The following is a 20,055-nucleotide window of genomic DNA, read 5'->3' on the forward strand; positions in this document are numbered from 1 at the left end:
TGCGCACGGCGCCTGCCCAGGGCTGATCCACACGGATGAGCGATCGGGGGGGCAGGATCCGGTGGCGGCCGGTACAACCGAGGTTCCCGCGCCTGCCGACGCTGCAGGCCGCAGCGCTGTGGCTGATGCTGCTGTGCGCGGCGCCCTGGCCGCTGTCGGCGCAGGATGGTCCGCCGCCGCTGCGCGATTACGCCATCGATGTCTGGACCTCGCGCAACGGGCTGCCGCACAACTCCCTGCGCGACATCGCGCAGACCCCCGAAGGGCATCTGTGGTTCGCCACCTGGGAGGGCCTCGTCCGTTACAACGGCCTGGATTTCACGGTGTTCGACCGCAGCACCACGCCCGGTCTGCGCGACAACGGCGTGGGCGCGCTGCTGGTGGACCGCAGCGGCGGGCTGTGGATCAGTGACTCGCGCGGCAACGTGACCCGGCGCGGGACGGACGGCCGCTGGCAGGTCTGGGAGCACCGTGCCGACACCCCGCAGGTGCTGATCCAGGCCATGCAGATGGACAGCCATGGACGCCTGTGGCTGCTGTATGAAGGCAAGGGCATCGGCAGCCTTGGGCCCGATGGAAACTTCGATTATCAGAAGCCGCCGGCCGACGTGCCGATGGCGATGAGTTTCACCAAGCTGGTGGTGGATGCGCAGGACCGCGTCTGGGTCGGCACCCTGGACGGGCTGGTGGTGCGCGATACCGACGGCGTGCTGCGCCGCGCGCCGGACAGCTGGGGGCTCGGGCGTGGGCTGGTCTGGCCGTATCGGGGGCCCGACGGGGTGATGTGGGTGGTGGCCGGCGAGCGCATCTACCGCATGCAGGACGGCGCGCCGCTGCTGCAGCACCGCCTGCCCGGCGTGACCCACATCACTGCAATGCTGCAGGACCGCCATGGCGACCTGTGGCTGGGCACCGAGAATCAAGGTCTGCTGCGGTTGTCGCGGCATGGCCTGGAGCGGCTGCCGACGGGGCTCTCACTGCCGGGCGGGCGCGTGGTCAGCCTGCGCGAAGATGCCGAGGGCAGCATCTGGGTCGGCGCCAACGGCGGCCTGTACCGGCTGCGCGAAACGTTGTTCAGCAGCTTCACCGAGCGCGACGGCCTCAGCGGCGACTACGTGCGGACGGTGTTCGAGGATCGCCAGCGCCAGCTCTGGATCGGCAGCGCCAGCGGGCTGGACCGGCGCGACGCGCAGGGCCGCTTCAGCCCGGTGCCGTTGCGCAACAACGTCGGCAAGAGTCCCTCGGTGCTGAGCCTGGCCCAGGACCGTGAAGGGACGCTGTGGGTCGGCACCTTCGGTGACGGCATCTTCCGGATCAACGAACAGGGTCAGCGCCTGCGTGGCTACGGCACGGCCGAAGGGCTGCCGGGCGGCAACATCCGTGCGATCAGCATCGACCGCGACGGCGTGGTCTGGGCCGGCACGCAGAAAGGCGTGGTCCGCATCGATGCCGGCAGGGCCGAGCAGCCGGCGATTCCGGGCATGCCCGGCGGGTTGATCACCGCGCTGGCGCATGACGACGACGGTGCGTTGTGGATCGGCACCATCGAAGGCATCCGGGTGCTGCGGGGGGGACGGGTGCAGTCCATCGATCTGCAGCCGCTGGGGGGCGGGCGCAGTGTGTTCGGGTTCCAGCAGATCGGCGATGCGATGTGGATCAGCACCGATCGCGGCCTGTACCGCTACCAGGAAGGCCAGCTCGCACGGGTCGGTCTGGAGCAGGGCATGCCGGTGGATACCGTGTTCCAGCTGGTGCCCGACCGGGTCGGCAACGTCTGGATCAGCAGCAACCGCGGCGTGCTGCGCACCGACATGACGATGCTCAACGCCGTCGCCGATGGCCGCGCCGCGCGGGTGGAGGTGGAGCATTACAACGAGATTGACGGCATGGCCAACTCGCAGGCCAACGGCAGCTCCGGTCCGTCGGCGATCCTGCGCCAGGACGGCACCTTCTGGGTGGTCACCGCCGGTGGCCTGAGCACGGTCGATCCGCTGCGCCTGCAGCGCTTCCGCGAGCGCCTGGCGCCCCCGGCGGTGATCGAGAACGTGCAGGTCGATGGGGCGCCCCTGCATTGGCAGGGCAGCAATCACAATTCGATTCCCGGCGGGCGCCGGCTGAGCGTGAGCTATGTCGGGTTGAGCTATCTGCTCTCCGAGCGCATCCGCTACCGCACCCGCCTGGAGGGCCTGGACAAGGGCTGGATCGAACGCGGCCAGCAGCGCAGCGTGGAGTTCATCGGCCTGCCGCCGGGCGACTACACGCTGCACGTCTCGGCTGCGCACCCCGGCGGTGTCTGGAGCGACAGCGAGGCGGTCTGGGAGTTCACGGTGGAGCCGTTCCTGTGGCAGCGCCGCAGCGTGCAGCTGATCGCCGCGCTGCTGCTGCTGGCCGGCCTGGTCGCGCTGTACCGGTACCTGATCAACCGCTACAAGACCAGCAACGTGCGGTTGGCGCGGATGGTGAAGGAAGCCACGCTGGATCTGCAGACGCAGACGGTCAACCTGCAGGCACTGAACCAGGAGAAGACCGAACTGGCCGATCGCCTGGCGGTGCAGGCCGAGGCATTCGAAAGGCAGGCGCGCGAAGACGCGCTGACCGGGTTGCCGAACCGGCGTGCCTTCGACGAAGCGCTGGCGCGTGACTTCGCCCGTTCGCAGCGCAGCCGCCACCCGCTGTGCCTGGTGGTGCTGGACATCGATCACTTCAAGGAAGTGAACGACCAGCACAGTCACTCGGTGGGCGACGTGGTGCTGGTCGAAGTGGCGCGCCTGCTGGCCTCGGCCTGCCGCGACTCGGACATGCCGGCGCGGACCGGTGGCGAGGAGTTCGCGCTGCTGCTCAACGACACCCGCCTGGACGAAGCGGCGCAGGTCTGCGCGCGCCTGCGCGGGCTGTTCCACGATCATCCGGACTGGGCGGGAATTCCGGGCCTGAAGGTCACCTTCAGCGCCGGCCTGGTCGAACTCGATGCCGCTGATCGCACCCCGATGCTGCTCTACCAGCGCGCCGACCGCGCGCTGTACCGCGCGAAAAGCGAAGGCAGGGACAGGACCAGCATCGGCTGAGCCCGAGCGGCCCCGCCTAGCGCGGCCAGCTGTTGGCGACTTTGCAGAACAGCTTCGCGGTCTGTTCGGTGTCGTACACCGCGCTGTGCGCCTCATCGGCATCCCAGCCCAGGCCGGCCGCCGTGGCCGCGCGCGCCAGCACGGTCTGGCCATAGGCGATACCGCCCAGGGTGACCGTGTCGAAGACGCTGAAGGGGTGGAACGGGTTGCGCTTGTGGCCGGTGCGGTTGACCGCTGCGTTGACGAAGCCCAGGTCGAAATGCGCGTTGTGCCCGACCAGGATCGCGCGCTGGCAACCGTACTTTTTCATCGCGGCGCGGATCGGGGTGAAGATGTGGTCCAGCGCATCGCGCTCGACCTTGGCCAGGCGGAACGGGTGGTCCAGGATGATCCCGGTGATTTCCAGCGACTTGGGATCGATCTCCAGCCCCTCGGCCGGCACCACGTGGGCGCTGGCGGTCTGCCCGGGATAGAGCAGGCCGTTTTCGTCCATCTCGATCGGAACGGCGGCGATCTCCAGCAGCGCGTGGCGATCAGAGTCGAATCCGCCGGTCTCCACATCCACCGCCACCGGCAGGAAGCCGCGGAAACGGGTTGCCATCAAGCGCTGCGCAGCAGCGGGCAGTGCGTCGGCAGCAGCCGGCGCGTCGGAGCGGGGGAGGTCGTCAGTCATTGCGCCAGTTTAGCAGAGCGCCCTGTACGCCCCCCCGTGCTCAGGCGAAGACAGGCGTGCGTGCGCGGCGGCGCAGCAGGTGGTCCAGGCTCAGCGGGCCGGCGCCCTGGAGGGCCAGGGGCAGCAGCATGGCCATGAACAGCAGCGGCAGTTTGAAGTTGCCGAAGCCCTGGTCGGTGATGGCATAGCCCATCGCCAGCTCGCCCAGGCCCTCCCAGTGCATCGGCCAGTGCACGGCGGCGGTGGCGACCACGGTCAGCACCAGCAGGCTGCTGGCCGCCAGGCGGGTGCCCAGCCCGAGCAGCAGGCAGGCCGCGCCAACCAGCTCGAACCAGGTGGCGAGGTGCCAGTTGAGGGCCGCCGGCAACTGGTCGAACGGAAACGGGAAGGCCTGCTGCAGGTCCTCGAACCAGTTCTGGCCGCGCAGCTTTTCGCGACCCGATTCGAAATACTCCCAGCCCATCAGCAGGCGCAGGCCGAGCGGGGCGAACCACGGGGCAACACGGTCCAGCCGGTCGCGCAGCGCGACCAGGTGAGGTGACTTCATCGGGGACTTTCCGTTGGGGAGGGATCAGGAAACGGGCGCGGCGGGGCCTATCACCCCGTTGCCATGGAATTGGCGCAGCAGGGCGGCGCCGGGCACGCGCAGCACATCGACCGCCAGGCCGTGTGCCTCGGCGAGATGCTGAAGGTAGGTGGCGCCGCTGTGGCCGGGATGCTGGCCGATCTGCTCCAGCAGTTGCGCGGCCATCGGGCTGATCGTGGCGAAGCGGACCTGGCCATCGGGATCGCGCCGGACCAGCAGCCCGGTAGGACCGGTATCTGGATGCTCCGGTGCATCCTCGGCGCCCAGCCGGTGCACCGGCCAGCGATAGAGCAGCGGCCAGGCCAGCGGCGAACGCTGCAGCGCCGCGGACATCGGGTCCAGGCCGGGGGAGGGCGGCAGGGGCTGCGCGTCGAGCTGGTACAGGGCCGTTTCCACCCACTCGTAGTGGGCCAGTTCGGCCAGCGCCGGGTGCGGCAGCGCGGGCTGTTGCTGCAACCACTGCACGAACTCGGCGGCCAGTGCGGTGAACAACGGGGTCTGCGCGGGGTGTCGGGCGAAGAACTGCCGGATCAACGTGGACCACGCCGCCTCGCCAAGCAGTCGCACGCAGACCGGGAAGCCGGTCCCGAGCAGGCCCAGCACGCTGTTGAACACCAGCCGCTGGTAGATCCCCAGCCGGCGTGCGTCCAGTCCGGCGGGTGCGGCGACATGGTCCGGGTCGCGCAGGTGCGCGGTGAACGCCTTCTGCTGCGCGTGCAGGTGCGAAGAGGCGTCAGTCATGCCCGGCTCCGGCATGGGCGGCCATCAGGCGGCGGATGGTATGCAGTTCGCCGCGCAGTTCGGCGTACGGGGGGAAATTGAAATCGCGTTCCAGCAGGGTCGGGCGCGCGCCGATGCGCGCATAGGTACGGGCGAGCAGGTCCCAGACCGGGTCGATTACCGCGCTGCCATGGGTGTCGATCTTCAGGTCGGGCGCTTCGTCCAGATGGCCGGCGACATGCAGGCAGACGATGCGCGCGGCAGGGAGCCCGGCGATGAACGTGTCGGCGTCGTAACCGTGGTTGCAGGCGTTGACGTACACGTTGTTGACGTCCAGCAGCAGATCGCAATCGGCCTCGGCCAGCACGGCGTTGGTGAAGGACAGCTCGTCCATGGCCGGTTCCGGGGCGAGGTAATAGGACACGTTTTCCACCGCGATGCGCCTGCCGAGCGCGTCCTGCACGCGGGCGATGCGCGCCGCGGTGTGGCGTACCGCCTCATCGGTGAAGGGGAGCGGCAGGAGGTCGTAGAGGTGGCCTTCATCGCTGCAGTAGCTCAGGTGTTCGCTGTAGAGCGGCACGTTGTGCCGGTCCAGGAAGCGTCCTACCTGTTCCAGCAGCACGGTATCCAGCGGCGCGGTGCTGCCCAGCGAGAGCGACAGCCCATGGCAGGTGAGCGGGTAGCGCGTGGCCAGTTCGGCGAGTGCGTCGCCGGCCGGCCCGCCGACGCCGATCCAGTTTTCCGGGGCGCACTCGAGGAAGTCGACATCGCCGGCGGGCGCATCGCGCAGGTCCTGCAGCAGGGCCCGGCGCAGACCAAGGCCGGTCGCCGCCGCAGGCAGCGACGACCGGTCCAGGCCAGTGGCCAGCGCGTCAGTGCTTGGCACCGCACTTGCCTTCGCCGCACTTGCCTTCCGCCGACTTCTTGTCGCCTGCGGCCTTGGGCTTGGTGTCGGTGGTCTTGCCCTTGTCGGCACCGCACTTGCCTTCCCCGCACTTGCCCTCGGCTGCCTTGGCACCGGTCGTCGCGGCCTTGTCGCCCGCCTTCGTCCCGGCCTTGCCGCCGTGCGCACCGCACTTGCCTTCGCCACATTTGCCCTCGGCGGACTTCGTCGCCGCCTGGCCAGCCACCAGATAGCCCTGGGCCAGCTCGGTCATGCTCAACGCGGATGCCGAAGCGGTGACCCCCAGGCCTGCGGCCAGCGCAGTGGCTGCCAACAGGGACAGCGAACTGGTGGGTGTGCTCATCGGGTGGATCTCCTTGGAATGGGCCGGGGCCCGGGATGGCTGCGTGGGGGCAGCAGGTGCGGCCATGGTGGACCGACCCGGCTCATCGAATCCTCACACAGGATTCAACGTTTCGTGAAGTGTGGGGGATTGCCATCATGGCAACGCAACAGCAAGGCAAAAAAAAACCGCCACCCGGAGGCAGCGGCTTCTGATTTCTGCGTTTGAAGCACGCGCTCAGACGTGATCGGTGCTGCTGGTCTCGTCGCGCTTCTCGCGCGGCGGCAGTACCTGCTCGCCATGCACCAGGAACCAGACGTTCTCGGCGATGTTGGTGGCATGGTCGCCCACGCGCTCCAGGTTCTTGGCCATGAACAGCAGGTGGGTGCACGGGGTGATGTTGCGCGGGTCTTCCATCATGTAGGTCAGCAGCTCGCGGAACAGCGCGGTGTACTGCGCGTCCAGGCGGGCGTCGTCGTCGCGCAGTTCCAGCGCCGCGGCGGCGTCGTTGTCGCGGTAGGCTTCGATGGCGCGACGCACCTGCTGGGCGGCCAGGCGGCCCAGCGCACGCAGGCCCTGGATCTGCGGCAGCGGTGGCACCTTGCTCAGCGCGATCGAGCGCTTGGCCACGTTGGCGGCGTAATCGCCGATGCGTTCGATGTCGGCCGGGATGCGCAGGCCGGCCAGGATCTCGCGCAGGTCGCGCGCCATCGGCCCACGCAGCGCCAGCCGCATGACGTCGTGGCTGATCTGCTGCTCAAGCTGGTCGATGGCCTCGTCGTTGGCGATGATGCGCTGGGCGGCGTTCTCGTCGCGCTTCTCGATGACGTCCATGGACGCCTCCAGCTGGGCGACGGCCATCTCGCCCATGCGCACGATCTCGGCCACCAGGCGCTGCTGTTCTTCGTCGTAGCTCTTGACGATGTGGTCGTTGGGAAGATTCATGGTCTGCGATCCGGGTAGAGCCAGGCCGCGCCTGGCTGGGGCATTTGGTGAGGGGACAGCACCGATCAACCGAAACGACCGGTGATGTAATCCTCGGTCTGCTGCTTGTTGGGCTGCGAGAAGATCACTTCGGTGCGGTCGTGTTCGATCAGGTCGCCCAGGTACATAAAGGCGGTGTAGTCGGAGACGCGCGCGGCCTGCTGCATGTTGTGGGTCACGATCACGATGGTGTAATCGTGCTTGAGCTCCTCGACCAGCTGCTCGATGCGGCTGGTGGAGATCGGGTCCAGTGCGGAGGTCGGCTCGTCGAGCAGCAGCACGTCCGGGCGCAGGGCCACGGCGCGGGCGATGCACAGGCGCTGCTGCTGGCCGCCGGACAGGCCCAGCGCGCTCTGGTTGAGCTTGTCCTTCACCTCGTCCCACAGCGCGCCCTGGCGCAGGGCCTGCTCGACGCGGTCGGTCATCTCCGACTTGGAGAGCTTTTCGTGGTGACGGATGCCGTAGGCCACGTTCTCGAAGATGGTCATCGGGAACGGCACCGGCTTCTGGAACACCATGCCGACCTTGCTGCGCAGGCGGTTCATCGGGTACTTCGGCGAGAGGATGTTCTCTCCGTCCAGCATCACTTCACCCCGCGCTTCCAGCTTGGGGTACAGCGCGTAGATGCGGTTGAAGATGCGCAGCAGGGTGGACTTGCCGCACCCGGAAGGACCGATCAGCGCGGTGACGCGCTTTTCCGGGATCTCCAGGTCGATGCCCTTCAGCGCATGGAACTTGTCGTAGTAGAAATCCAGCCCGCGTGCGGCCAGCTTGATCGGCGCCGGGGTCTGCAGGCTTTCATGCGAAGCCGGGACCACGATGCGCTGCATCGGCACGGCGTTGGAGAGATCGTTCATGGCGATGTCCGTGGAAAGGTCAGTCATGGGAGATACGGTTGCGCAGCAGGATGCCGCGCGCGGAAAGGCTGACCAGCAGCACGAACACGGTCAGCACCAGCGCGCCGGCCCAGGCCAGCACCTGCCAGGATTCGTACGGGCTGCCGGCGAACTGGTTCATCACCACCGGCACCGAGGCCATCGGCTGGAACACGTTGCTGTTCCAGTACTGGTTGCCGAAGGCGGTGAACAGCAGCGGGGCGGTTTCACCGGAGATGCGGGCCAGCGCCAGCAGGATGCCGGTCACGATGCCGGCGGCGGCGCTGCGGTACAGCACCTGCACCGTCACCTTCCACTGCGGGATGCCGAGCGACAGGGCCGCTTCACGCATCTGCGAAGGCACCAGGCGCAGCATTTCATCGGTGGTACGCACCACCACCGGCAGCACGATGAAGGCCAGCGAGAGCGCACCGGCGAAAGCCGAGAACTGGCCGCCGGTCTGCATCACGTACAGGGTGTAGACGAACAGGCCCAGCACGATCGACGGCGCCGAGAGCAGGATGTCGTTGACGAAGCGGACCACCGTGCCGGTCTTGCGGAAGTTGCCGTACTCGGCCAGCCAGGTGCCGGCCAGCACGCCGAGCGGCGTACCGATGGCGATGGCCAGGCCGCACATCACCGCGCTGCCGAAGAAGGCGTTGGCCAGGCCGCCGTCCTGCATCGGCGGTGGGGTCATCTTGGTGAACAGGTCCAGGTTGATCCCGGCCAGGCCCTTGGAGGCCAGCGTCCACAGGATCCAGCCGAGGAAGAACAGGCCGAACAGTGCGGTCAGGCAGGACATCAGCAGCGCGACCACGTTGACGATGCGGCGGCGCAGGTAGAGCGGTTGGGCGTTGGCGGTGGACATCAGTTGCCCTCCTTGCGGGCCAGGCGCATCAGCATCAGGCGAGCGATCGCCAGCACCACGAAGGTCACCAGGAACAACACGAAGCCGAGCAGCAGCAGCGCCGAGCGGTAGGTTTCAGTGGCTTCGCCGAAGTCGTTGGCGATCAGCGCGGCAATCGTGGTGCCCGGCTCGAGCAGCGAGGGCGACAGGCGCACGCTGTTGCCGATCACGAAGGCCACCGCCATGGTTTCACCCAGGGCGCGGCCGAGGCCGAGGAAGATGCCGCCGATCACCGCCGAGCGGGTGTAGGGCAGGACGATGTCCCAGCTCACTTCCCACTTGGTCGAGCCCAGCGCGTAGGCCGATTCCTTCAGGCGGGTCGGCACGGTGAGGAACACTTCGCGCATCACCGAGGAGATGAAGGGGATCACCATGATCGCCAGCACGAAGCCGGCGGTGAGCACGCCGATGCCCAGCGGCGGGCCCTGGAACAGCGGTCCGATGATCGGCAACGTGCCGAGGTGATCGTTGAGGAACGGGGTGACGTACTCGGTCATCACCGGGACCAGCACGAACAGGCCCCACATGCCGTAGATGATCGAGGGGATACCGGCCAGCAGTTCGATGGCGGTACCGACCGGGCCACGCAGCCAGCGCGGGGCGACCTCGGTCAGGAAGAAGGCGATACCGAAGCTCACCGGCACGGCGATGACCATCGCGATCAGTGCGGTGACGAGGGTGCCGTAGATCGGTGCGAGGGCACCGAATTTGTTCTCGACCGGATTCCATTCGGACGAATAGAAGAAGCTCAGGCCCTGCTCCTGCAGGGCATGGCGGCCGCCCCACAGCATCGAGAGCGCGGCGCAGGCCAGGGCGACCAGCACCAGGATGACGGTGGCGATCAGGACCCAGCGGAACAGTTTGTCGTTGCGGGCATCACGCAGGTCGCGGAGGGACGGTGCGGGAACAGGCTGGGCGATGGCATTCATGGCTGAGGCGGGGGCCCGAAAAGAGAAGAGGTAGTGCCGGGCGCTGCCCGGCATCACGTTCGGAGCGTGGTGCGGCCGGGCAGCGCCCGGCACTACGATCGGTCAGGCCCGCGCCGCGCGCGGGCCTGCCTTTTTCACTTGAACTCGCTGGTCCAGTACGCTTCGATCTGGGTCACCAGCTCGGCCGGCAGCGGCACGTAGTGCAGTTCGTTGGCCTGGGCCTGGCCCTTCTCGAAGGCCCACTTGAAGAACGCCAGGGTGTCCTTGCTGCGCTGGGCATCCTTGGGCTGCTTGTGCATCAGCATGAAGTTGGTGGCGGTGATCGGCCATGCCTGGTCGCCCGGGGCATTGGTGATGACCAGGTTGAAGTCCTTGGCGCTGGCCCAGTCGGCGCTGGCGGCGGCAGCGGCGAAGGTTTCCGCGCTCGGCTGCACCCAGTTGCCGGCGGCGTTCTGCATCGAGGCATACGGCATGCCGTTCTGCAGCGCGTAGGCCAGTTCGACGTAGCCGATCGAGCCCTTGATCTGCTTCACGTACGAGGCCACGCCTTCATTGCCCTTGCCACCCACGCCGTCCGGCCACTGCACCGAGGTGCCTTCGCCGACCTTGCTCTTCCAGTCCGGGCTGACCTTGGACAGGTAGTTGGAGAAGTTGAAGGTGGTGCCCGAACCGTCCGAACGGTGGACCAGGGTGATCTTGCCGTCCGGCAGTGTGACGCCCGGGTTGGCGGCGACGATGGCCGGGTCGTTCCAGGTCTTGACCTTGCCCAGGAAGATGTCGGCCAGCAGGGCGCCGCTGAGGCGCAGCTTGCCGGCTTCCAGGCCGTCGATGTTGACCACCGGGACCACGCCGCCGATGGCCGACGGGAACTGGCCGAGGCCGGCCTGGGCCAGCTCTTCGCTGCTCAGCGGCTTGTCGGAGGAACCAAAATCAACGGTGCCGGCCTTGATCTGGGCGATGCCGCCACCCGAGCCGATCGACTGGTAGTTGATCTTGGCGCCGGTGGCGGTGTTGTAGTCGGCCGACCACTTGGACACCAGCGGGAAGATGAAGGAGGCACCGGCACCGGAAATTTCGGCGGTGAGGCGGTCGCCCGCGGCGGGGGCGGCGGCGGGCGCGTTGGTGGCCGGCGCGGCGGCTTGGCCTTCAGCGCCCGGCTTGCAGGCGGAAAGACCCAGCGCGATGGCCAGGGAAAGGGCGGCGATGCTGGCCGTGTGCAGTTTCATGCGTCACTCCATAGCGGGACAAGGGCCGGTCTTTCCGGCGACGCGACTATGAAATGATGTTTTTGTTACAGCTTGATGACGCCGTGACCGGGCGCACGCAAAGCCTTGCGGCACAAGGGCCGGGCTCGCAGGGGCAGGCAACAAAAAGGCGCGGAACCTTGCGGTCCGCGCCCGATGGCGCCGGAAGGGGGAGAGAGGACCCTCCGGCGCCATTGCACTGTCCGGTGATTGCGTCGGGGGCGACGCGTACCGACCAACGGTCGGTACCTACCGGTAGGTCACCACCGTGGGTGGTGACGCCGTCGATCGATCAGTACTTCAGGTTCTGCGACCAGTAGGTCTCGATCTGCTTGACCAGGGTGTCCGGCAGCGGGACGTAGTCGAGCTGCTTGGCCTGGGCATCGCCGCTCTTGTAGATCCAGCGGAAGAACTCCTGGGTGGCCTTGGCGTTGGCGACGTTCTTGGGCTGCTTGCGGACCAGGATGAAGTTGGTGGCGGTGATCGGCCACGCATCGGCGCCCGGGGCGTTGGTCATGACCAGGTAGAAGTCCTTCGCGCTGGCCCAGTCGGCGCTGGCGGCAGCGGCGGCGAAGGAGGTGTCGCTCGGCAGCACGATCTTGCCCGAGGCGTTCTTCATTGCGGCGTAGGACATCTTGTTCTGCAGCGCGTAGGACAGTTCGACGTAGCCGATGCCGCCCTTGATCTGCTTCACGTAGGCGGCGACGCCTTCGTTGCCCTTGCCGCCGATGCCGACCGGCCACTGGACCGACGTGCCTTCACCGACCTTGGTCTTCCACTCCGGGTTGACCTTGGAGAGGTAGTTGACGAAGTTGAAGGTGGTGCCCGAACCGTCCGAGCGGTGCACGACGGTGATCTTGCCGTCCGGCAGCTTGACGCCCGGGTTCAGCGCGGCGATCGCCGGGTCGTTCCAGGTCTTGATCTTGCCGAGGAAGATGTTGCCCAGGGTCGGGCCGTCGAGCTTCAGCGCGCCCGGCGCGATGCCGGCCACGTTGATCACCGGGACCACGCCGCCGATGACCGACGGGAACTGGGCCAGGCCGGCTGCCGCCAGCTCTTCCGGCTTCAGCGGGGCATCGGAGGAGCCGAAATCAACGGTCGCGGCCTTGATCTGGGCGATGCCGCCACCGGAACCGATGGACTGGTAGTTGACCTTCTTGCCGGTCGCGGTGCTGTAGTCGGCCGACCACTTGGACATGACCGGGTAGATGAACGAGGCGCCCGCGCCGGTCACATCGGCGGCATTGGCGGCGAACACGGACGACGCGGCGAGGACGGCAACGGCGGCGCGCGACTTGAAGGCGTGGATCACGGGGTGGCTCCTGGGATGGATGAAGGTGCGGGGTGTCCCGCCCGGTGCTCATTCCATAACGGTTCGATGACAGCGCAGCGACTGTCATATGACCACCTCGTGACACGCCCTCCGGGCGGGGTGTCACAACGGCTGCAACGCCTCCGGGACCGCGTAGCGGTGGCCGTCGAAGCGCAGCACATGGCGCTCGCCTTCCACCGGCGTGTCCTGGTCGCGGCAGGTGTCGCCGTCCATCCAGCTGTGCGTGGTGACCCGGCGCTCGCGCAGGACGAGGTCGGCCAAGCCGTGCCTGCCTTGCGGGCCGACCGCCACGGTGCGCGTCACGTCGGTGGATTCACCGGCGCAGCGGGTGTCCCACTCGGCCTGGAAACGACGCAGCACCATCGGTGAGCCGAGCGTGCGCAGCGTGTCTTCCTGCACCGCCAGCAGCTGCAATTGTTCTTCGCTGAAAGGATTGGGCCCGGAGCCATTGCGCCGCTGCACGCGCAGGCCGAACGCGAGGGTGTCCGGCGCGAGCTGGTAGCGCGCGGTATCCAGGTGCATGCCGTCGAAGAAGACCGCATCGCTGTCGAGTGCGCCGGACAGCACCGTCCATGCGCGGGTGGCGAGGGTGTCGGAGTCGATCACCAGCACTTCCACATCGCCATCGCGGGAGTCGTTGTCGCCACCGTCGCGCCAGACGGGCGTGGCCAGCAGGGTCAGCTCGGGGCGCGCGGGCCAGCGCCGGCAGACGCTGGCGGCCGTGTCACGGGTGTAGCCGGGGCGATCGGGCAGCGCGCCGTCCGCCCGCACCACGTATGCCTCGTCCGCGGCGGCTTGGGCATCGTGGCAGTCCTGCGCGTGGGCGGGCAGGGCGGCGGCACTGCACGCGACGGCCAGCAACAGCGGGAGTGCGATACGCATCGGGTCCATCCATGGGCAAAGGGCGCCCAGCATACCCGCGCACGGGCACGAAAAAAGGCGCAGCCGAAGCTGCGCCTTTGTGTCACACGCGTGTTGCAGGGCTTACCAGAAGAACTGCAGGCGCGCTTCCAGGATGTTCGGATCGTCGTTGACGAACGTACGGGCGGTGGAGCTGTACTTCTTGCTGTCCACCATCACGTAGTTCAGTGCGAACTTGGTGTTGGAGCGCCAGTAGTAGTTCACGCCCACGGTCCAGATGTCCATCTTGCCGCCGAGCACGCCATCGACGATCGGCGGGCGACCGGCCACCGGATTCGCCGACAGGTTGCCGTCGTTGAGGTCCATGTGGTCGTAACGCGCGCCCAGCTGCCACATGCCGCGGCCCGGCTCGTCCGGCAGGCCGGTGGTCGGGGTGCCGCCCTTGTAGCCCCAGGTCTCGCCGCTGATGTTCCACAGGCCGCTGACGTAGTAGCCGTCGCTGCTGTAGTTGTCGTGCGAGTAGCGCTTGGCCTTGCTGGTGTAGTACTCGGCCTGCGCCTTGAACGGGCCGCCGATGTACATCGCCTCGGCGCCGATCGTGCTGACGCGGTCGGTGTCGACCAGGTTGCCGCTGTCGACCAGGCGCGCGGTGGCCAGGTCGGCGTTCGGACGGGCGCGCACGCGCAGGGTGTCCGCATCGGTGTCGTAGTCGACGTAGCTCAGGCCGAAGTGCAGGACCTGGCCCTTGTCATTGATCGGGGCCCAGGTACCACGCGCGCCGTAGCCGCTGCCGTGGGCCAGGTTGCGGGTCAGTTCGCGGCCGAAGCCGCTGGCGGTGACGGACCAGTTCGCATCGCCGATGCTGTAGGCCGCGCCGAGGCGGCGGGCCACGGCATAGGTATTGGTGACCGTGGCCTTGGAGATGAAGTCGTTGTTCTTGGTGCTGGACAGTTCTTCCAGGCTGTTGGGCTGCTTGAACTGGCCGAACTGCACGAAGTGGTTGGCGTTGCCGGCCAGCTTGTACTTCAGGTTGGTATCCAGGAACTTGTCGGCCTTGGCGTCGTAGCCCACCACCCATTCCACGTTGCCCGGGCCCTTGCCCTTGAGCACCAGCTCGGCGCGGCGCAGCTCGAACTCGCTGTTCTTGCCGTTGCCGGCGTCGCCGCCATTGAGGTCGGTCAGATCGTTGTCGAACCAGTTGCCGTCGGCCTGGACCAGGCCCTCGAACGTGATTTCCGAACCGCCGATCACATCGATGGCCACTTCAGCGTGAGCGGCCGGAACGAACAGCGCAGCCACCACGGCCGCAGTAAGAAGTTGGCGATGCAGTTTCATGGAAGGAGCCTTGCAGGCAGGTGGGAAGATGCTGCGCAGGCTAATTAGTGAAGATTGCGTAAATGTGACAGTTTCAGACAAACCGTCATCTGCCGTATCCCAAGCGGCGTCAGGGGCTGCCATTTATGCCCGGCGGAGATGACCGCCGGGTTGCGTCCATATGGCAATCGCGCCCCCGTTCAGGCGGCGGTCTTTTCCTTGAACCGGCACAGGTCGCGGATCACGCATTGCGGGCAGTCCGGCTTGCGTGCCTTGCACACGTAGCGGCCGTGCAGGATCAGCCAGTGATGCGCATCGAGCAGGAACTCGGCGGGGATCACCTTGACCAGCAGGTCCTCCACCGCGCGCACGTCCTTGCCCGGCGCCAGGCCGGTCCGGTTGGAGACGCGGAAGATGTGCGTGTCGACCGCCATCACCGGTTCACCGAACGCGGTGTTGAGCACCACGTTGGCGGTCTTGCGGCCAACGCCGGGCAATGCCTCGAGTGCGGCGCGATCGCGCGGCACCTCGCCGCCGTGCTGGTCGACCAGTATCGCGCAGGCGGCGATCACGTTCTTTGCCTTGGCGTTGTACAGGCCGATGGTGGCGATGTACTTCTTCAAGCCATCCTCGCCGAGGTCGAGGATCGCCTGCGGCGTGTTGGCAACAGGAAACAGCTTGCGCGTGGCCTTGTTGACCCCGACGTCGGTGGCCTGCGCCGACAGCGCCACCGCCACCAGCAGTTCGAAGGGTGAGCTGTACTCCAGTTCGGTCCTGGGATGCGGGTTGAGCTCGCGCAGGCGGGTGAACATTTCGATCACATCGGCCTTGGGCATGCGCGCGCTGCGTGCGGCGGTTTTCTTCATCGTGGCCATCAGGGGAAACGCCCGGCCGCCTTCGCCTTGGCGCGCGCGAGAATCGCGGCGGCGGCCGAGGGCAGGGCGGGTTTCTGGATGTCGGGTGTGGGAGGCGGCGCGCGGCGCGCCTCCCGTTCGGCGGCGCGGCGGGTAAGCCGCTGCCCGCGTTGGCGGTAGCGTTCGCGTGCATCCCAGGCGCGCTGCAGCTGCTGCTGTGCGTGCTGGAGGCGCTGTGGCAGATCGGGATGGTCGGCCAGCAGGTGCTCGTCGCCCGGCTGCGGGACGTAGTCCATCAGGCCGGCCGCAAGCGCGGCGTCCCAGTGATCGTCACGCACGAGTGCCAGCAGCTGCGCCGGCGAAGCGGTATCGGAAGGCGACATGGCTCAGCGGTTCTGGAACACCGGCGGGCGGCGCGCGAGGAAGGCGCTGGTGCCTTCGCGCATGTCCTCGGTGGCGAACATCAGGCCGAACTGCGCGCTCTCGTATTCCAGGCCTTCGCCCAGCGCGCACTCGCCGCCGATGTGGATGGCATCCAGGATGCCGCGCAGCGCCAGCGGCGCGGCCGAGGCCAGCTGCGACGCCAGTACGTGGACGCGGGCATCCAGATCGGCGGCCGGGACGACCTCGTTGACGATCCCCAACTGCGCGGCGCGGGCGGCCGTGATCGGGGCGCCGAGCAGGCACAGCTCCAGCGCGGCGGCGCGGCCACACAGACGCAGCAGGCGCTGGCTGCCACCGAAGCCGGGGATCAGCCCCAGATTGATCTCCGGCTGGCCGAGTCTGGCGGTCTCGGCGGCCACCCGCAGGTGGCAGGCCATCGCCAGCTCCAGCCCACCCCCCAGCGCGAATCCATTGATTTTGCCGATGACCGGCTTGGGCATCCGCTCGATGCGCCGCATCAACCCCTGGCCCAGCAGCGAGAAATCACGACCCTGAACCGCGCTCAGGCCGTTCATTTCGGCGATATCGGCTCCGGCAACGAACGCCTTGGGACCGGCGCCGGTCAGCACCACCACCCGCACGTCCGCATCGGCGGCCGCCGCGGCGAAGGCGGCATCCAGGGCTTCCAGCGTGGCCCGGTCGAGGGCGTTGAGCTTGTCCGGGCGGTTGACCGTCACGGTGCGTACGGCACCATCGTCCATAATCGCGATAAGGGCGTCGGCCACGGCAGGACTCCTGAAAACGTTAAAAAATAGTGATGTTGAACTCTTGAAACGAAGTCAGGTCAGAGCCTCCGTCGTTAGTGGCGGTTCAACGTTGCGGCGGCTATCCTAACCCGTCGCCTCAGGGCGGCCCAACGCGTCCTGAGTTACCACCCCTGGAGAAAAGTTTGATGAAGTTGCGTTCTATCGCGGTCGCCGTCGCGGCCCTGGCCCTGACGGGCAATGCCTTCGCCCAGGACACCTCGTCCGAAAAGGGCAAGCTGAGCTATTACTTCGGTTACGACTACGGTAACAACCTGGCTGAACTCACCGCACGCGGCGAGCAGCTGGACATCAACTCGGTGGTGAAGGGCCTGCAGGATGCCTACGCCAAGAAGCAGCCGTCGATCACGGCCGAGCAGTTGAAGCCCGCCGTCGAAGCCTTCCAGAAGCGTGAGCAGGGTCGTGCGCAGGCCGCCAAGGCCGAGTACGACAAGGCTGCCGCCGAGAACAAGACCAAGAGCACCCAGTTCCTGGCCGCCAACAAGGCCAAGGCCGGCGTGCAGTCGCTTCCGAGCGGCGTGCAGTACCGCGTGATCGAAGCAGGCAAGGGTGCCAAGCCGACCCAGGCCAGCACCGTGCAGCTGGAAGTGGCCGGTCCGTATCCGTTCGGCACCCGTCCGGCCGAAGCGCGTCCGGCCCAGCAGATCCCGGGCATCAAGGTCAGCGAAGTCGAAATGAAGGCCATGCGTGAAGCCCTGCTGCAGATGCCGGCCGGCTCCAAGTGGGAAGTGACGCTGCCGCCGGAACAGGCCTATGGTGCCGATCCGCGCACGCCGTTCCCGCCGAACGTTGCGGTGCAGTTCGAAATCAAGCTCGTCAGCGTCAAGTAATTTCTGCACCATCAAGAACGCGCCGGTAGAAACACCGGCGCGTTTTTCGTTTCCGTGCATTCGCGCTACTGTTGAGCGGTCCAATCGATGGAAGAATCCCCGCATGCCGCGCCCACTCCCTGCATCGGAATCTGCGCACTGGATCGCGCCGGTATCTGCACGGGCTGCCTGCGCACCGTGGATGAGATCACCCGCTGGCGAACCATGAGCCGACCCGAACAGCATCACGTCATGCAGCGCACGCTGCCCCTGCGCGAACAACTGCGTCAATCGCTGCGCGGTTCGCTGGCCGAGCACGAACGCCTGCTGCGCGCGCTGCATCCGCTGGACCAGCCGCCGCAGGACGATGGCTGGAACCGCAGCGAACTCATCGATCTCCTGCCGCCCGGCCCGCCGGTCGAAGCGGCCGTGCTGGCGGGCATCATTCCGCGCGAGGGTGGCGCCCAGGTGCTGCTGACCCGGCGTACCGACACGCTGCGCCACCATGGGGGGCAGGTCGGCTTCCCCGGCGGCCGCATGGAGCCGGACGACCGTGACGCCGTGGCGGCCGCGATCCGCGAGAGCGACGAGGAAATCGCGCTCAAGCACGACCAGGTGCAGGTGCTCGGGTATCTCGACCCGTTCGTGACCATCACCGGCTATCGGGTCATGCCGGTGGTGGCGGTGATCGATCCCGCGTTCGTGGCCGTACCCGAACCGGGGGAGGTCGCGGAAGTCTTCGAAGTGCCGCTGTCCTACCTGATGGATCCGGCCAACCTGCACCACGTCGAGATCGACCATCGCGGGCGCATCCGCCACGTGCTCGAATACGGCTGGCCCGGGCAGCGGATCTGGGGCGCCACCGCCGCCATTCTCTACAACCTGCGTCGCCGCCTGGAGCAGACCGCATGACCACGCCACTGATCGATGTCACCGCTCTCGCCAAAGCCCTGGATGAGGGCGCCACGCGCCTGATGGATGCACGGGCGACGGCCAGTGCCGCCCCGCCGCTGCGGGTGGTGGATGCGCGTTTCTCGCTTGCCGACCCGCAGTCCGGCGCGCAGCTGTACGCGCAGGCCCATCTGCCCGGTGCGCTGTACGCCGATCTCAACCGGGATCTGTCCGATCTCGGCCGCACCGGCCATGGCCGTCACCCGCTGCCGGACAGCGATGCGTTCGCCGCGCGCCTGGGCGAGTGGGGCATCGGGCCGCAGACCCGGGTCGTGGTCTACGACGCCGGCGACGGCAGCATGGCCGCCGCGCGCCTGTGGTGGCTGCTGCGGCTGATCGGACATGCGCACGTGCAGGTGCTCGATGGTGGCTTCGCCGCCTGGCAGGCGGCTGGTTTGCCGGTGACGGCGACGCTGCCGCAGGTGTCCCCGTTGCCGCCGTACCCCGGTCGTTTCGACCGCAGCCGGATCGCCTCGGTGGAGGAGGTGCAGGCGCGATTGAAGCACGCGCCGGGCTGGCTGATCGATGCGCGGGCCGGTGAACGCTTCCGTGGCGAAGTGGAACCGTTGGATCCGGTCGCCGGCCACGTGCCCGGCGCGGTGAATCGTCCCTTCGCGTTGAACGTGCACGACGGGCGGCTGCGCCCTGCGGACGATCTGCGCGCGGCGCTGCAGCCGCTGATCGGCACCCACGCGCCGGACGAGGTGGTGTTGATGTGCGGCTCCGGCGTCACCGCCTGCCACCTGCTGCTGGCGATGGACGTCGCGGGGCTGGAAGGTGCGCGGATCTATGCGGATTCGTGGAGCGGCTGGGTCAGCGACCCTTCGCGTCCCGTCGCCACCGGCTGATCACGGGCCACGATGACGGCCACGGCCAATGGCGCGGTAGGTGCCGACCGTTGGTCGGCACACCCTCTCAGCCACGCAGTTCCTGCAACGGCACTGCCGCCAGCACGCGCGGCCACGGGAACAACGGACCCGGATCGCGCTTGCGTGGCACGCGCCGCTCCGGATCATCGCTGGCCACTTCCTCGCGCGTATCCAGCCACTCATGCCCGGCGATATGTGCCAGCGCCGGGAGCGTCCCGCACAGATGCTGCAGCAGATCGATCAGGGCCGCGATCTGCAGATCGGGGTAGGGCTCGTCCATCGCCTGGTGCCGGGAATCCCACCAGTGCGGGTAACGCCCGGTGTTGACCAGCTCGATGCCGATCGAGCGCGGATTGAAGCCGCTGACCTGATGCGCGACGCGGTCCAGCGCCACGTACTGGACGATGCGTCCGTCGCGGTCGATGTAGTAGTGGCCGCTGTTGCCGGTGCCGCTTTCATACAGCACCCGTTCGCCGTAGGCGCGCGCCATGGCCAGGTCAGGCAGTTCGGTGCAGTGGATGACCACCAGATCGATCTCGTCGTGCGTGCGCGGCAGCAGCCTGTCCTGGTAGGGCAGGGGCTGTGCTTCGATGGCGGGCGGGGCGCGGTCGGGCATGCGGCGATGCTAGCATTTGGGCATGAACGCT

General features: G+C 67.6%; 21 protein-coding genes. 4 read left to right on the forward strand and 17 right to left on the reverse strand.

Annotated elements, in window-relative coordinates:
- Positions 1-125 precede the first annotated feature (125 nt).
- On the forward strand, positions 126-3,065 hold the full coding sequence (locus tag ABE434_RS08545; protein ID WP_346478641.1) for a two-component regulator propeller domain-containing protein: 2,940 nt from the start codon (positions 126-128) through the stop codon (positions 3,063-3,065).
- Positions 3,066-3,081: 16 nt separating this feature from the next.
- Here ABE434_RS08545 and rnt read toward each other — a convergent pair whose 3' ends face one another.
- The 16 genes from rnt to ABE434_RS08625 form a co-directional block, all read right to left on the reverse strand.
- Complete coding sequence (gene rnt, locus ABE434_RS08550) at positions 3,082-3,666, reverse strand: ribonuclease T (RefSeq protein ID WP_176990127.1); 585 nt, start codon at positions 3,664-3,666, stop codon at positions 3,082-3,084.
- 112 nt (positions 3,667-3,778) lie between these two features.
- A complete protein-coding gene (locus ABE434_RS08555; protein WP_346478531.1) occupies positions 3,779-4,285 on the reverse strand; it encodes a DoxX family protein in 507 nt (168 codons plus the stop codon).
- 24 nt (positions 4,286-4,309) lie between these two features.
- Positions 4,310-5,065 carry a putative DNA-binding domain-containing protein gene (locus tag ABE434_RS08560; RefSeq protein ID WP_346478532.1) on the reverse strand — a complete coding sequence of 252 codons (756 nt, stop codon included), beginning with the start codon at positions 5,063-5,065 and terminating at the stop codon, positions 4,310-4,312.
- Positions 5,058-5,930: a DUF692 domain-containing protein gene (locus ABE434_RS08565; protein WP_346478533.1), complete on the reverse strand. Its 873-nt coding sequence runs from the start codon at positions 5,928-5,930 to the stop codon at positions 5,058-5,060. The genes ABE434_RS08560 and ABE434_RS08565 overlap by 8 nt, the downstream gene beginning before the upstream one ends.
- Positions 5,917-6,291, reverse strand: a complete 375-nt coding sequence (locus tag ABE434_RS08570) for a hypothetical protein (RefSeq protein WP_346478534.1) — start codon at positions 6,289-6,291, stop codon at positions 5,917-5,919. The genes ABE434_RS08565 and ABE434_RS08570 overlap by 14 nt, the downstream gene beginning before the upstream one ends.
- Before the next feature lie 216 nt (positions 6,292-6,507).
- Entirely contained in the window at positions 6,508-7,215 is a 708-nt protein-coding gene (gene phoU, locus ABE434_RS08575; protein ID WP_176989927.1) for a phosphate signaling complex protein PhoU, read from the reverse strand.
- 65 nt (positions 7,216-7,280) lie between these two features.
- Entirely contained in the window at positions 7,281-8,111 is an 831-nt protein-coding gene (pstB, locus tag ABE434_RS08580; protein WP_070471812.1) for a phosphate ABC transporter ATP-binding protein PstB, read from the reverse strand.
- Positions 8,112-8,130: 19 nt separating this feature from the next.
- Positions 8,131-8,997: a phosphate ABC transporter permease PstA gene (gene pstA / locus ABE434_RS08585; protein WP_121041559.1), complete on the reverse strand. Its 867-nt coding sequence runs from the start codon at positions 8,995-8,997 to the stop codon at positions 8,131-8,133.
- The gene (gene pstC / locus ABE434_RS08590) at positions 8,997-9,965 is read right to left on the reverse strand and encodes a phosphate ABC transporter permease subunit PstC (protein ID WP_121041561.1); all 969 of its coding nucleotides are present in this window, start codon (positions 9,963-9,965) and stop codon (positions 8,997-8,999) included. Before pstC ends, pstA begins: the two co-directional genes overlap by 1 nt.
- A 134-nt stretch (positions 9,966-10,099) precedes the next feature.
- A complete protein-coding gene (gene pstS, locus ABE434_RS08595) occupies positions 10,100-11,191 on the reverse strand; it encodes a phosphate ABC transporter substrate-binding protein PstS (RefSeq protein ID WP_346478535.1) in 1,092 nt (363 codons plus the stop codon).
- A 310-nt stretch (positions 11,192-11,501) separates the two neighbouring features.
- Positions 11,502-12,521 carry a phosphate ABC transporter substrate-binding protein PstS gene (gene pstS, locus ABE434_RS08600; protein WP_070471808.1) on the reverse strand — a complete coding sequence of 340 codons (1,020 nt, stop codon included), beginning with the start codon at positions 12,519-12,521 and terminating at the stop codon, positions 11,502-11,504.
- Positions 12,522-12,644: 123 nt separating this feature from the next.
- Complete coding sequence (locus ABE434_RS08605; RefSeq protein ID WP_346478536.1) at positions 12,645-13,424, reverse strand: hypothetical protein; 780 nt, start codon at positions 13,422-13,424, stop codon at positions 12,645-12,647.
- A gap of 102 nt (positions 13,425-13,526) precedes the next feature.
- Entirely contained in the window at positions 13,527-14,738 is a 1,212-nt protein-coding gene (locus tag ABE434_RS08610; RefSeq protein ID WP_346478537.1) for an OprO/OprP family phosphate-selective porin, read from the reverse strand.
- Between the two features lie 179 nt (positions 14,739-14,917).
- Positions 14,918-15,592: an endonuclease III gene (gene nth / locus ABE434_RS08615; protein WP_346478538.1), complete on the reverse strand. Its 675-nt coding sequence runs from the start codon at positions 15,590-15,592 to the stop codon at positions 14,918-14,920.
- Positions 15,592-15,954: a hypothetical protein gene (locus ABE434_RS08620; protein WP_346478539.1), complete on the reverse strand. Its 363-nt coding sequence runs from the start codon at positions 15,952-15,954 to the stop codon at positions 15,592-15,594. Before ABE434_RS08620 ends, nth begins: the two co-directional genes overlap by 1 nt.
- A gap of 3 nt (positions 15,955-15,957) precedes the next feature.
- Positions 15,958-16,740 (reverse strand): enoyl-CoA hydratase-related protein, encoded by a 783-nt coding sequence (locus tag ABE434_RS08625; protein WP_346478540.1) that lies wholly within the window; start codon positions 16,738-16,740, stop codon positions 15,958-15,960.
- A 167-nt stretch (positions 16,741-16,907) separates the two neighbouring features.
- Here ABE434_RS08625 and ABE434_RS08630 point away from each other — a divergent pair, with 167 nt between their 5' ends.
- The 3 genes from ABE434_RS08630 (at position 16,908) to ABE434_RS08640 (ending at position 19,387) form a co-directional block, all read left to right on the forward strand.
- A complete protein-coding gene (locus ABE434_RS08630) occupies positions 16,908-17,609 on the forward strand; it encodes an FKBP-type peptidyl-prolyl cis-trans isomerase (protein WP_176989918.1) in 702 nt (233 codons plus the stop codon).
- 87 nt (positions 17,610-17,696) lie between these two features.
- Positions 17,697-18,500, forward strand: coding sequence for a CoA pyrophosphatase (locus ABE434_RS08635; protein ID WP_346478541.1), 804 nt, complete (start codon positions 17,697-17,699; stop codon positions 18,498-18,500).
- Positions 18,497-19,387, forward strand: coding sequence for a sulfurtransferase (locus ABE434_RS08640; protein ID WP_346478542.1), 891 nt, complete (start codon positions 18,497-18,499; stop codon positions 19,385-19,387). Before ABE434_RS08635 ends, ABE434_RS08640 begins: the two co-directional genes overlap by 4 nt.
- Before the next feature lie 67 nt (positions 19,388-19,454).
- Here ABE434_RS08640 and ABE434_RS08645 read toward each other — a convergent pair whose 3' ends face one another.
- A complete protein-coding gene (locus ABE434_RS08645; RefSeq protein ID WP_346478543.1) occupies positions 19,455-20,024 on the reverse strand; it encodes an N-acetylmuramoyl-L-alanine amidase in 570 nt (189 codons plus the stop codon).
- Between the last annotated feature and the right edge of the window lie 31 nt (positions 20,025-20,055).

This window comes from Stenotrophomonas sp. TWI1183, assembly GCF_039673115.1.
GTDB classification, from domain to species: Bacteria; Pseudomonadota; Gammaproteobacteria; order Xanthomonadales; family Xanthomonadaceae; genus Stenotrophomonas; species Stenotrophomonas maltophilia_AA.

Excerpts from the sequence above, each read along its gene's own strand:
- ABE434_RS08545 (WP_346478641.1), top strand. The coding sequence starts at position 126 with ATGCTGCTGTGCGCGGCGCCCTGGCCGCTGTCGGCGCAGGATGGTCCG.
- rnt (WP_176990127.1), bottom strand. The coding sequence starts at position 3,666 with ATGGCAACCCGTTTCCGCGGCTTCCTGCCGGTGGCGGTGGATGTGGAG.
- ABE434_RS08555 (WP_346478531.1), bottom strand. The coding sequence starts at position 4,285 with ATGAAGTCACCTCACCTGGTCGCGCTGCGCGACCGGCTGGACCGTGTT.
- ABE434_RS08560 (WP_346478532.1), bottom strand. The coding sequence starts at position 5,065 with ATGACTGACGCCTCTTCGCACCTGCACGCGCAGCAGAAGGCGTTCACC.
- ABE434_RS08570 (WP_346478534.1), bottom strand. The coding sequence starts at position 6,291 with ATGAGCACACCCACCAGTTCGCTGTCCCTGTTGGCAGCCACTGCGCTG.
- phoU (WP_176989927.1), bottom strand. The coding sequence starts at position 7,215 with ATGAATCTTCCCAACGACCACATCGTCAAGAGCTACGACGAAGAACAG.
- pstB (WP_070471812.1), bottom strand. The coding sequence starts at position 8,111 with ATGAACGATCTCTCCAACGCCGTGCCGATGCAGCGCATCGTGGTCCCG.
- pstA (WP_121041559.1), bottom strand. The coding sequence starts at position 8,997 with ATGTCCACCGCCAACGCCCAACCGCTCTACCTGCGCCGCCGCATCGTC.
- pstC (WP_121041561.1), bottom strand. The coding sequence starts at position 9,965 with ATGAATGCCATCGCCCAGCCTGTTCCCGCACCGTCCCTCCGCGACCTG.
- pstS (WP_346478535.1), bottom strand. The coding sequence starts at position 11,191 with ATGAAACTGCACACGGCCAGCATCGCCGCCCTTTCCCTGGCCATCGCG.
- ABE434_RS08605 (WP_346478536.1), bottom strand. The coding sequence starts at position 13,424 with ATGCGTATCGCACTCCCGCTGTTGCTGGCCGTCGCGTGCAGTGCCGCC.
- ABE434_RS08610 (WP_346478537.1), bottom strand. The coding sequence starts at position 14,738 with ATGAAACTGCATCGCCAACTTCTTACTGCGGCCGTGGTGGCTGCGCTG.
- nth (WP_346478538.1), bottom strand. The coding sequence starts at position 15,592 with ATGGCCACGATGAAGAAAACCGCCGCACGCAGCGCGCGCATGCCCAAG.
- ABE434_RS08620 (WP_346478539.1), bottom strand. The coding sequence starts at position 15,954 with ATGTCGCCTTCCGATACCGCTTCGCCGGCGCAGCTGCTGGCACTCGTG.
- ABE434_RS08630 (WP_176989918.1), top strand. The coding sequence starts at position 16,908 with ATGAAGTTGCGTTCTATCGCGGTCGCCGTCGCGGCCCTGGCCCTGACG.
- ABE434_RS08635 (WP_346478541.1), top strand. The coding sequence starts at position 17,697 with ATGGAAGAATCCCCGCATGCCGCGCCCACTCCCTGCATCGGAATCTGC.
- ABE434_RS08640 (WP_346478542.1), top strand. The coding sequence starts at position 18,497 with ATGACCACGCCACTGATCGATGTCACCGCTCTCGCCAAAGCCCTGGAT.
- ABE434_RS08645 (WP_346478543.1), bottom strand. The coding sequence starts at position 20,024 with ATGCCCGACCGCGCCCCGCCCGCCATCGAAGCACAGCCCCTGCCCTAC.